The sequence below is a fragment of the Pseudarthrobacter sp. NPDC058196 genome, assembly GCF_042882685.1.
Classification (GTDB): Bacteria; Actinomycetota; Actinomycetes; order Actinomycetales; family Micrococcaceae; genus Arthrobacter.
This window is the reverse complement of sequence record NZ_JBHVVN010000004.1, coordinates 108593-119332: the sequence shown is the minus strand read 5'-3', so window position 1 is coordinate 119332 and position 10740 is coordinate 108593. Positions and strand designations below refer to the sequence as shown.

11 protein-coding genes are annotated in these 10740 nt (G+C 65.6%); 10 read left to right on the top strand and 1 reads right to left on the bottom strand.

Annotated elements, in window-relative coordinates:
• Positions 1 to 99: 99 nt before the first annotated feature.
• Positions 100 to 456 (bottom strand): SPW repeat protein, encoded by a 357-nt coding sequence (locus tag ACFVVC_RS07200; protein ID WP_387450625.1) that lies wholly within the window; start codon positions 454 to 456, stop codon positions 100 to 102.
• A gap of 193 nt (positions 457 to 649) precedes the next feature.
• Between ACFVVC_RS07200 and ACFVVC_RS07195 the strand changes: the two genes are divergently transcribed.
• The 10 genes from ACFVVC_RS07195 to ACFVVC_RS07150 all read left to right on the top strand — a co-directional run bounded on the left by ACFVVC_RS07195 (position 650) and on the right by ACFVVC_RS07150 (position 10671).
• On the top strand, positions 650 to 997 hold the full coding sequence (locus ACFVVC_RS07195; RefSeq protein ID WP_387450623.1) for a PadR family transcriptional regulator: 348 nt from the start codon (positions 650 to 652) through the stop codon (positions 995 to 997).
• Positions 998 to 999: 2 nt separating this feature from the next.
• A complete protein-coding gene (locus ACFVVC_RS07190; protein WP_387450621.1) occupies positions 1000 to 1365 on the top strand; it encodes a DUF1048 domain-containing protein in 366 nt (121 codons plus the stop codon).
• Positions 1366 to 1393: 28 nt separating this feature from the next.
• Positions 1394 to 2206: an ABC transporter ATP-binding protein gene (locus ACFVVC_RS07185; RefSeq protein ID WP_387450619.1), complete on the top strand. Its 813-nt coding sequence runs from the start codon at positions 1394 to 1396 to the stop codon at positions 2204 to 2206.
• Positions 2206 to 2970 carry an ABC transporter permease gene (locus tag ACFVVC_RS07180; RefSeq protein ID WP_387450617.1) on the top strand — a complete coding sequence of 255 codons (765 nt, stop codon included), beginning with the start codon at positions 2206 to 2208 and terminating at the stop codon, positions 2968 to 2970. The genes ACFVVC_RS07185 and ACFVVC_RS07180 overlap by 1 nt, the downstream gene beginning before the upstream one ends.
• A gap of 189 nt (positions 2971 to 3159) precedes the next feature.
• Positions 3160 to 4233, top strand: coding sequence for an alkaline phosphatase family protein (locus ACFVVC_RS07175; protein WP_387450615.1), 1074 nt, complete (start codon positions 3160 to 3162; stop codon positions 4231 to 4233).
• Between the two features lies 1 nt (position 4234).
• A complete protein-coding gene (locus tag ACFVVC_RS07170) occupies positions 4235 to 5872 on the top strand; it encodes an alkaline phosphatase family protein (protein ID WP_387450613.1) in 1638 nt (545 codons plus the stop codon).
• Positions 5873 to 5947: 75 nt separating this feature from the next.
• The gene (locus ACFVVC_RS07165; RefSeq protein WP_387450611.1) at positions 5948 to 6670 is read left to right on the top strand and encodes a VIT family protein; all 723 of its coding nucleotides are present in this window, start codon (positions 5948 to 5950) and stop codon (positions 6668 to 6670) included.
• A gap of 203 nt (positions 6671 to 6873) precedes the next feature.
• Positions 6874 to 7923, top strand: a complete 1050-nt coding sequence (locus ACFVVC_RS07160; protein WP_387450609.1) for an iron ABC transporter substrate-binding protein — start codon at positions 6874 to 6876, stop codon at positions 7921 to 7923.
• Positions 7924 to 7927: 4 nt separating this feature from the next.
• Positions 7928 to 9517: an ABC transporter permease gene (locus ACFVVC_RS07155; RefSeq protein WP_387450607.1), complete on the top strand. Its 1590-nt coding sequence runs from the start codon at positions 7928 to 7930 to the stop codon at positions 9515 to 9517.
• The gene (locus ACFVVC_RS07150; RefSeq protein ID WP_285247086.1) at positions 9514 to 10671 is read left to right on the top strand and encodes an ABC transporter ATP-binding protein; all 1158 of its coding nucleotides are present in this window, start codon (positions 9514 to 9516) and stop codon (positions 10669 to 10671) included. Before ACFVVC_RS07155 ends, ACFVVC_RS07150 begins: the two co-directional genes overlap by 4 nt.
• The last annotated feature ends 69 nt before the right edge of the window (positions 10672 to 10740 follow it).

Genomic DNA, 10740 nt, shown 5'->3' with positions numbered 1-10740 from the left:
CGCCGTATGGATACAGCTCCGCCATGGCCTCCGGTGCGGCATGGGCAGGAGGGGATCCCGCCTCATACCGCATCACGTCAGTCATGGCGGATGCTGCCGCTAATGCGAAATGCGCAGATTGTGATGGGCGTCAGTGCTGGGCTTTATGGCCACCGCGGTGACCACCAGCGCCACTGCCCCTGCAATCCACGACGTCCATGCTGCGCCGGTCGCGCCCGTGTAGGACCCCAGCCACGGCGAGAGGATCAATACTGCGGCAACGACAGCCTGGGCGTATTCCATGACCGGAGTTCCGGGCATTGCCAGGTTGACGATTCCGCTGACCACCAGGAGCCCGCCGAAGACGAGCATGAGGGTGGTGGACATGTTTTGCTGCCGCGTGAACAGGACCGCCACTGCGGTAAAGAGTCCGGCGGCAGCTGCTGCGTAGTCCTGCCACCGATACCACTTTTTCACTGTTTTTCCTTTCTGGTGTGGGCGGAACGCCAGTACGTTTCCGCCCGATGGGCCTCTGCTGCCCATGGTTCAAGTCAACGCCTGCCGGGGTCCGCCCAGTAGGGCAGAAAGACCTGCCCGGGGGCTTGCACCGCGGCTACTCAGTGTTACTATCTACTAGTAGTCAGTAACACTAAGTACCTAAAGGAATTCCATGGGCAAGCAGATGACCGAGATGCTCAAGGGCACGCTGGAGGGCATTGTCCTGGCAACCCTCGCCGCCCGGCCGGCGTACGGCTACGAAATCACCGCAAGGCTTCGCGACCAGGGGTTTTCGGACATCGTCGAGGGCACGGTGTACGCACTGCTGGTCCGCATCGAACAACGCGGCCTGGTGGATGTGGCCAAAGTCCCGTCCGAAAAGGGACCGCCCCGCAAGGTGTATTCGCTGAACGCTTCCGGCAGCGGATACCTGGACGAGTTCTGGACCTCCTGGAGCTTCCTCGCCGAACGGATCGAGCAGCTCCACCACACCAACAACCCGCAGGAAAAAGGAGAATGACCATGACACAGGGATGGCTCGAGAAAGTCACCGGCTCCTTCGACGACAAGAAGCGCTGGCGCCAATACAAGGCCCGCAAAGAACAGCTGCCCGGCAGCTACCGGACCACCATCGACGCCTTGGAACGCTACTTCACCTACGCCGGCGCCATCGTCAAGGGCGATGTCCTCGTGCAGATGCTGGAGGACCTGGCGGATCTGGTGGAGGGGGCCGCGGCGGACGAAACCCCGATCCGCGACATCGTTGGCGAGGACCCGGTGGAGTTCGCCGAAACCTTCATCAGCAATTACTCGGACGGCCAGTGGATCAACAAGGAGCGCAAGCGCCTGACCGACTCCATCAACCAGGCCGCTGCCGGCGACGCCTGAGAAGCCCCGCACCGGAAAAGGACCGGCCATGGCCACAGACCAGGCCCTGCAACCCGCCATCCGGGTCCAGGGCATCGAAAAGTCGTTCAAGGAACTGCACGTGCTGCGGGGCGTCGACTTTGACGTGATGCCGGGAAGCATCTTCGCGCTCCTCGGCTCCAACGGCGCCGGCAAGACCACGCTGATAAAGATCCTCTCCACCCTGCTGAAACCGGACACCGGCACGGCCTCGGTGAACGGTTTCGACGTCCGCACCCGGGCCGGGGACGTGCGGGCCGCCATCAGCCTGACCGGCCAGTTCACCGCCGTCGACGACGTCCTCACCGGGAGGGAGAACCTGGTGCTGGTGGCCCGGCTGCGGCACCTGCCCAACCCGGGAGTGGTCGCCGGCGCCCTGCTGGACCGCTTCGACCTGGCCGAAGCCGCCAACCGCAGGGCAGGCACCTACTCCGGCGGCATGCGGCGGCGCCTGGACATTGCCATGAGCCTGGTCGGAAACCCCAGCGTCCTCTTCCTCGACGAACCCACCACCGGCCTCGATCCGCAGGCACGCAACGAAGTGTGGCGGACCATCCGGCAGCTCGCAGGCCACGGCACCACCGTACTGCTCACCACCCAGTACCTCGACGAGGCAGAACAACTCGCAGACCGCATCGCCATCCTGCACCAAGGCACCATCATCCAAAACGGGACGCTGGCCGAACTCAAGCAACTCCTCCCCGCCGCCACCGTGGAATACGTGGAGAAACAGCCTTCGCTCGAGGACGTTTTCCTGGCCCTGGTGGGTTCAGCCCCGGAAAACCGTCCCAGCGGCGCCTCCGCGCCAGGAAAGGACCACTGATGAGCACCCACGCCTTGCGGGATACCGCCGTCCTGACCGGCCGCTCGCTGCGGCACATCCTCCGCAGCCCGGACACCATCATCACCACCGCAGTGACACCCGTGGCCATGATGCTGCTGTTCGTCTACGTGTTCGGTGGCGCCATCACCACCGGTTCAGGCGGCTCCTACGTCAACTACCTCCTGCCCGGCATCCTCCTGATCACCGTCGCCTCCGGCGTGGCCTACACCGCCTACCGGTTGTTCCTTGACGTCAAGGGCGGGATCGTCGAACGGCTCGGATCCATGCCGATCGCCAGGCCCAGCATCCTGTGGGCCCACGTGCTCACTTCACTGGCCGCCAACCTCGCGGCGATCGCCATCGTGACCGGCGTCGCCGTGCTCATGGGGTTCCGCAGCGGCGCCTCCGTGGCAGCATGGCTCGCCGTCGCCGGAATCCTGGTCCTGTTCACCCTGGCCCTGACCTGGCTGGCGGTAGTTGCCGGCCTGACCGCCAAGACCGTGGATGGCGCCAGCGGCATGAGCTACCCGCTGATCTTCCTGCCGTTCATCAGTTCGGCGTTCGTTCCCACGGCCACCATGCCCGGGCCGGTTGCCTGGTTTGCCGAGAACCAGCCGGTGACCCCGATCGTGGACACACTTCGGGCGCTGCTCGCGCAGGAACCCGTGGGCACCGGAATCTGGACAGCGCTCGCCTGGCTGGCCGGTCTCCTCGCCGTGGCCTACGCGGCTGCGGCCACCATCTACCGCCGGAAAGTGGGCTGAGCCCGGAACCTGATCGGATTCACTGCGAACTCACAGGGTTTGCCCGTGCAAATCCGGGCCGCGGTATGCGAGAGTGGCCGGAACGCTGGGGCGTAGAGAGAGTCCAGACCGCGGAGGCCGACCGTGAACCGTTTATCAATCCGATCCCGCAGTGTTGTGCGAGCTCATTCGCCAGCAATAGTGCCGGTTTTGGCACTGCTCCTGTTCGCCCTCGTGGCTTGCCAGGCTCCCGCACCGACCTCCGAGCCTGACACTGCAGCACCGCTGCAGGACATTCCTTCGAAGGCAGGCACGCCCCAGCATGTATTTGTCATCAACCTGGAAAACAAAAGCTACGACTCCGTGTGGGGCAGCAACTCCTCCGCACCCTACCTGTCCGGAACGCTCCGCAGCCGCGGCGTCCTGCTGAAGAATTACTACGGCATCGCCCACAACTCACTGCCCAACTACCTGGCCCAGATTTCCGGCCAGCAGCCCAATATCGATACGGAACAGGACTGCCGCACCTATACGGCGTTCAACGCCACCGGCACCGGCCCGGAAGGCACGTTGCAGGGCAACGGCTGCTTATACCCGCAGGAAACCCAGACCCTGGCCGGGCAACTGACAGCCCAGGGCAAAACGTGGAAGGGCTACATGGAGGACATGCAACAGCCCTGCGAGCACCCGGTCCTAGGCGAACCCGACAACCACGGGCACGCCACACCGAACGACATGTACTCCACGCACCACGATCCCTTCGTCTACTTCCGCTCGATTACTTCCTCCCCGGATTGCGCTAAGAACGTGGTCAACTTCTCCACGCTCGCAGACGACCTGAAATCTGTGGACACCACCCCGAACCTTGCCTACATCACGCCCAACCTCTGCCACGACGGGCACGATGCGACCTGCGCTGACGGCAGTCGGGGCGGACTGGGGGCAGTGGACTCGTGGCTCAAGGCCCAGGTACCAGCCATTTTGTCGTCGCCGGCATTCCTGCAGGACGGCATGCTGGTCATCACCTTCGACGAGACCGACGGCGGCACGGTGGGTCCCTCCAAGGGAGACCAGGGAAGCCCCGCAGGCGGTGCGGCCGGGGGGCGGGTGGGGGCGCTGGTAATCTCGCCGTTCAGCACCGCGGCCGCCTCGTCAGACCAGCCTTACAACCACTACAGCACGCTGGCCACCATCGAGGACCTGTTCCACCTCCCGCGGCTTGGGTTGGCGGCCGACCCCGGGGTGAAGACCTTCGGCAGCGACGTCTACCGGTCAGGGACCTGACATGCGGCTGCTCCGGAACGGACGACGACTTACTGCCCTCGTCCTGGCCGCCGCAACAGTGGTAGCCCTGGCAGTCCTCGCCGTCATGGTGCCAGCCGGGCTGCGCGCCGGCGTATTTCCCGCCGGGGATACCGGGATCTCCAAGATCAAACACGTGGTGATCATCACCCAGGAAAACAGATCCTTCGACAGTTACTTCGGCACCTACCCCGGCGCGGACGGAATTCCCATGCAGGACGGCCAGCCCGCTGTCTGCATCCAGGACCCCGCCCATGGTGGTTGCGCACGGCCGTTCCATGACACCAAAGACAGCAACGCCGGCGGCCCGCACAGCCCGGCAGATGCGACGGCTGACATCAGCCATGGCGCCATGGATGGGTTCGTGGCACAGGCCGAAAAGGGCCTGGCCCACTGCGCGGCGACGGCTGTTGACTGCAAGTACGGCCAGAAGGCAACGGACGTTTTGGGATACCACGACCGGACCGAACTGCCCACGTACTGGACTTACGCCGACAACTTCGTGCTGCAGGACCATATGTTCACTTCCTCGGCCGCCGGCAGCCTTGCCGCCCACCTGTACCTGGTGTCCGAATGGGCCGCCAAGTGCACCAAGTCCGGGGACCCGTCGTCGTGCACCAATGAACTGCTGAACGTGGACCCGGAACCCGAAAAGCAAGCCCTTGAGCAAAGCCTGATCGGCAAATGCCAGGCCGGGGTTGACCTGGGGCCCTGCCGGGACGCCCTCCAGGCAGTGGGAATCACCCCCGATCTGGCCACCCAGATCGGGCAGCTTGTCAGCGCCAACTGCAAGCCCACGGATTCCTACTCCGCCTGCCGCACCGCTGTGGACTCCGCGGACGTCCCGGCAGACCTGAAAGTGAAACTGACCCAGGCGGCCAAAAACCTCAAACTGCCCAACTATTCGTGGACAGACCTGACGTACCTGCTGCACAAAAACTCAGTGCCCTGGGCGTACTACGTGTTCCAGGGGACGGAACCGGACTGCCGCAACGATGCCGCCACGTGCACCCCGGTAGAGCAGGACGCCCAAACGCCGGGCCGGTGGAACCCCCTTCCGTACTTCGACACCGTCAAGCAGGACGGCGAGCTGGGTAACATCAAGCCGCTGAACGGCTTTTACGACGACGCCCGCAACGGCAGGCTCCCGGCGGTCACCTGGATCGCACCCACGGATGTGGTCAGTGAACATCCGCCGGCAAAAATCAGCACCGGGCAGGCATATGTGGCCGGGCTGATCAACGCGATCATGAGCGGCCCGGACTGGGACAGCACGGCCATCTTCCTGACCTGGGATGACTGGGGCGGCTTCTACGACCATGTTGCCCCGCCCGTAGCGGACGGCAACGGCTACGGGGTGCGCGTCCCGGGACTGGTGATCAGCCCGTACGCGAAGAAGGGGTACATCGACCACCAGGTCCTCAGCCATGACGCGTACTTCAAATTCATCGAAGATGACTTCCTGGGCGGGGAGCGCATTGACCCGGCCACCGACGGCCGGCCGGACAACCGTCCCGGCGTCCGCGAGGACAACCCGATACTGGGAAACCTGGCCGCGGCGTTCGATTTCAACCAGGTACCAAGGCCGCCGCTGATCCTGCCCAACGCCACCACGTACTGAAGCCCCGGATTCCGCGGGTGTTAGGGGATGCAAACCTTTGTGGTATTAGGTGCCGGGCGGTGGTTAACTGCCAGCATGTCTGAAACCCTCAAGCTGAGCCACAACGAACCCCACGACAGCAGCATGGCGGCCCGCCTGAACTGGTTGCGCGCCGGAGTTCTCGGTGCGAATGACGGCATCGTCTCAGTAGCGGCAACCGTGGTGGGCGTCGCGGGCGTGACCAACGACATCGCCCCGATCCTGGTGGCCGGAACGGCGGCCGTGGTGGGTGGAGCCGTGTCCATGGCTCTGGGCGAGTACGTTTCCGTCAGCAGCCAAAGCGACAGCCAGCGGGCGTTGATCGAAAAGGAACGCCAGGAGCTCCGGGACGATCCCGACGGCGAACTGGCCGAGCTCGCGGAAATCTACCAGGCCAAGGGGCTCAGCGAAGCGACAGCAAGGACCGTCGCCGAAGAATTGACGGCAAAGGATGCGCTGAAAGCACACCTGTCCGCCGAACTGAACATCGATGAAGAAGAGGTTGCCAGCCCATGGCACGCGGCTATCGCTTCCGCCATCGCCTTCACTATCGGCGCTGTGCTGCCGATGCTGGCCATCATTTTTCCGCCTGAAGCCGCCCGCATCCCGGTTACGTTCGTTGCAGTCATCCTGGCGCTCGCACTGACTGGCACGGTCAGCGCCAAGATCGGGGGGAGCTCCAAGCGCAAGGCAACCATCCGGCTCGTGGTGGGCGGGGTGCTGGCCATGGCCTTCACCTTCGGGGTAGGCAGCCTGCTGGGCACCACCGGCATCGCTTAGGACCGCCGGTGGCACCTTCTGGCCGCTCGGGGCTAATTACGTCACGCCATGTTTGCGTAATTGATGTGAACCTCGTCACTTAAAGCGCTTTCCGGCTTGGAGCTTAGGTTTGCCTACCCTACAGTTTTTGAACATAGGCACCGCCTCCCGGTGCCTGTAAAGACTTAGGTTCCCGCAGACTTTTCCCCACGAAAGCAGCCTCAATGAAGATCCGCAACAGCGCGCTGGCAGGCATCGCACTCGCCGCCACCGCAGCTCTCGGCCTGACCGCCTGCGGCGGCGGCACCCCTGCCGGTGACAGCTCCGCTTCCAACGGCGCCCCATCGGGCGAAATCACTGTTTACAACGCCCAGCACGAGAGCCTCACCCAGGAATGGGTGGATGCCTTCACAGCGGAAACCGGCATCAAGGTGACCCTCCGCCAGGGTGACGACACCGAGATGTCCAACCAGATCATCCAGGAAGGCCAGGCGTCCCCCGCGGACGTGTTCCTTACCGAGAACTCCCCCGCCATGACGCAGGTGGAGAACGCCGGCCTGTTCGCCGACGTCAACAAGGACACCTTGGCCCAGGTTCCCGCCGAGTTCGCGCCTTCCACCGGCAAGTGGACGGGCATCGCCGCCCGTTCCACCGTCCTGGTGTACAACAAGACCAAGCTCACCGAGGACCAGCTGCCCAAGTCCATGCTGGACCTGGCCAAGCCGGAGTGGAAGGGCCGCTGGGCCGCCTCGCCCACCGGCGCCGACTTCCAGGCCATCGTCTCGGCCCTGCTGGAGCTCAAGGGTGAGGCCGCCACCGAAGACTGGCTCAAGGCCATGAAGGACAACTCCAAGGCGTACAAGGGCAACAGCACGGCCATGAAGGCGGTCAACGCCGGTGAAGTGGATGCCGCGCTGATCTACCACTACTACTACTATGGCGACCAGGCCAAGACCGGCGAGAACTCCAACAACGTCACGCCGTACTACTTCAAGAACCAGGATCCGGGTGCGTTCCTGTCCGTCTCAGGCGGCGGCGTGCTCAAGTCCTCCAAGAATGCTGCGGCTGCGCAGGCGTTCCTGAAGTTCATCACCGGCAAGAAGGGGCAGGAAGTCCTGAAGAACGGAACGTCCTTCGAGTACGCCATTGGCTCCGATGTGCCCGCGAACGACAAACTGGTTCCCATCAAGGACCTGCAGGCACCCAAGGTTGACGCTGCGAAGCTCAACTCCCAGAAGGTCAGCGATCTGATGACCCAGGCCGGACTCCTCTAATTCCGTGACCACCGATCTATCGGCTCCCGCCAGGCGGGGCACGACGACGGCGGGCCGGGGCAACAGCCCCCGCCCGCCTTTCGGCGTTTCCGCGGTGTCCGTCCTGGCGGTGCTGATCGCCCTCTTCTCCCTCGTCCCGCTGGGGTACGTGGTGTACATGACCGTGGCAACCGGGTGGGACACCGCCGTCGGCCTCATCCTGCGCCCCCGGGTGGGCGAACTGCTGGTCAACACCCTGCTCCTGATGGCCGCCACCGTCCCGCTGTGCCTGCTGCTTGGCGTGGCCGGGGCATGGCTGGTGGAACGGACCAACCTCCGCGGCCGGCGGATCTGGGCTGTCCTGCTGGCCGCGCCGCTGGCCATCCCGGCGTTCGTGAACAGCTACGCCTGGGTTTCGGCCATCCCGTCGCTCGGCGGCCTGGGCTCGGGAATCCTGATCTCCACCCTGTCCTACTTCCCGCTGGTGTACATTCCAGCGGCCGCCACCCTGAGCCGGCTGGACCCTGCCATCGAGCAGTCCGCCGCCGCCCTGGGACTGGGCGCCTGGCGGGCCTTCTTCCGGGTGGTGCTCCCCCAGCTGCGGATTGCCCTCACGGGCGGCGGACTCCTCGTCGGGCTGCACCTGCTCGCCGAATACGGCGCATTCGCCATGATCCGGTTCGATACATTCACCACCGCCATCATGACCCAGTACCGTTCCACCTTCAACGGGGCCGCCGGCAACATGCTGGCCAGCGTGCTGGTGTTCTTCTGCCTGCTGCTGCTGATGGCCGAGGTCCGCAGCCGCGGCACCGCCCGGTACGCGAGGATCGGCTCGGGGGCGCAGGCACGGGCACTCCGCCTCCCGCTGCACGCCTACCAGATCCCGGGCCAGGTCTTCCTGCTGGCGCTGACGGCCCTGGCGTTCGGCCTCCCGCTCTACTACGTGCTGAAGTGGATCGCCGCCGGCGGCGCCGACGTGTGGACCGCCGCCGAATTCCTCCCGGCCCTCCTGGCCACGTTCGGGTACGGCCTGGCCGGGGCTGCGGCCACGATCGTGGTCGCGTTCCCCATGGCGTACCTCGCGGTCCGGAAGCCCGGCTGGTTCAGCAAGTCGCTGGAACTGTCCAACTATGTCACCAGCTCGATGCCCGGCATCGTGGTGGCCCTGGCCTTCGTCACCGTCAGCATCCGCGTGGTGCCGGGCGTCTACCAGACGGCAGGCGTGCTGGTGGCGGCGTACGTCCTGCTGTTCCTGCCCCGGGCCCTGGTGAACATCCGGGCCGGGCTGGCACAGGCTCCCAAGGAGCTTGACGAGGCCGCGCAGGCGCTGGGCAAGCCGCCGCTGCTGGCCTTCATCCGCGTCACGCTGCGGCTCACCGCCCCGGCCGCTGCCGGCGGTGCGGCCCTGGTGTTCCTGGCCATCGCCAACGAACTCACCGCCACGTTGCTGCTGTCCCCCAACGGCACCAAGACCCTTGCCACCGAGTTCTGGAGCAAGAGCAGCGAAATCGACTACGCCGGAGCGGCGCCCTATGCCCTGCTGATGATCCTGCTTTCCGCCCCCATGACCTATCTCCTCTTCCAACAGTCCAAGAAAGTAGCCGGACAGTGACAGCACCATCCACCCGTCGGCTGCCTGAACCACGGGTCTCCCCCTCCGTGGCGGCAACCACCAACAGCCACCTCCAGATCACGGACGTCACCAAGAACTTCGGATCCCAGGCGGTCCTGAGGGGCGTCAACCTGTCCGTGGCCAAGGGCGGGACCACCGCCATCGTGGGCCCGTCCGGCTCCGGCAAGACCACGCTGCTGCGCCTCATCGCCGGGTTTGAGCATCCGGACACCGGCACCATCTCGCTCAATGGCACCACCGTGGCCGGCGACGGCGCATGGCTCCCCGCGCACAAGCGCCAGATCGGCTACGTGGCCCAAGACGGCGCGCTGTTCCCGCACCTGACGGTGGGCCAGAACGTTGCCTTTGGCCTGGATCCGGCCAAGCTGGAGGGCGGCCGGCGGGCTGTGGCGGCCCGGGTGGCGGAGCTCCTGGAAATGGTGTCCCTGGATCCGGCCATGGCCAAGCGCCGGCCGCACCAGCTCTCCGGCGGCCAGCAGCAGCGCGTCGCCTTGGCCCGTGCCCTGGCCCGGGAGCCGGAACTGATGCTCCTGGACGAGCCCTTCTCCGCCCTGGACGCCGGCCTCCGCGTGGCCACCCGCCGCGCCGTGGCCAAGGTCCTGGCCGAGGCCGGGGTCACCACCATCCTGGTCACCCACGACCAGGCCGAGGCGTTGTCCTTCGCCGACCAGGTGGCGGTGATGCGAGGCGGCAAACTGGCCCAGATCGGCAACCCCTTCGTCGTCTACACCCGTCCCGCGGACCGGGCCACCGCCGAGTTCCTGGGCGACGCCGTTATCCTGGACGCCTGGCTGGAAGGCTCGCTGGCCACCTGCTCGCTGGGCGGCATCCCGGTGCGCCGGCCGCCGGCACAGGGGAAGGTCCAGCTCATGCTGCGGCCCGAGCAGATCCGGATCGCCGAGGACGGCCCCATCCGCGGCGTGGTGGTGGACACCGATTACTTCGGCCCCGAAACCACGGTCCGGCTCAAGCTCAACGTGCCCCAGGAAGTGGCCGAGCACGCAGACCACCGCTACCCCGGCGGCGGCGAAGTGATCACCATCCGGCACTGGAACGCCTCGATCGCCCGTCCCGGCATGGAACTGTGCCTCCGGGTGGTGGGCGAAGCCGTCGCGTTCCCGATGGAGGACTAGGCTCCGGCGCCCAGCCGCCCCTCCCGACACAGAAAAAACACCGGGCCGAAACACTCCGGCAACCTCTTC

What these genes read in the sequence shown, in the direction of transcription:
- ACFVVC_RS07165 (WP_387450611.1), top strand. Translation starts at nt 5,948, where the DNA reads ATGTCTGAAACCCTCAAGCTGAGCCACAACGAACCCCACGACAGCAGC.
- ACFVVC_RS07160 (WP_387450609.1), top strand. Translation starts at nt 6,874, where the DNA reads ATGAAGATCCGCAACAGCGCGCTGGCAGGCATCGCACTCGCCGCCACC.
- ACFVVC_RS07180 (WP_387450617.1), top strand. Translation starts at nt 2,206, where the DNA reads ATGAGCACCCACGCCTTGCGGGATACCGCCGTCCTGACCGGCCGCTCG.
- ACFVVC_RS07170 (WP_387450613.1), top strand. Translation starts at nt 4,235, where the DNA reads ATGCGGCTGCTCCGGAACGGACGACGACTTACTGCCCTCGTCCTGGCC.
- ACFVVC_RS07185 (WP_387450619.1), top strand. Translation starts at nt 1,394, where the DNA reads ATGGCCACAGACCAGGCCCTGCAACCCGCCATCCGGGTCCAGGGCATC.
- ACFVVC_RS07190 (WP_387450621.1), top strand. Translation starts at nt 1,000, where the DNA reads ATGACACAGGGATGGCTCGAGAAAGTCACCGGCTCCTTCGACGACAAG.
- ACFVVC_RS07195 (WP_387450623.1), top strand. Translation starts at nt 650, where the DNA reads ATGGGCAAGCAGATGACCGAGATGCTCAAGGGCACGCTGGAGGGCATT.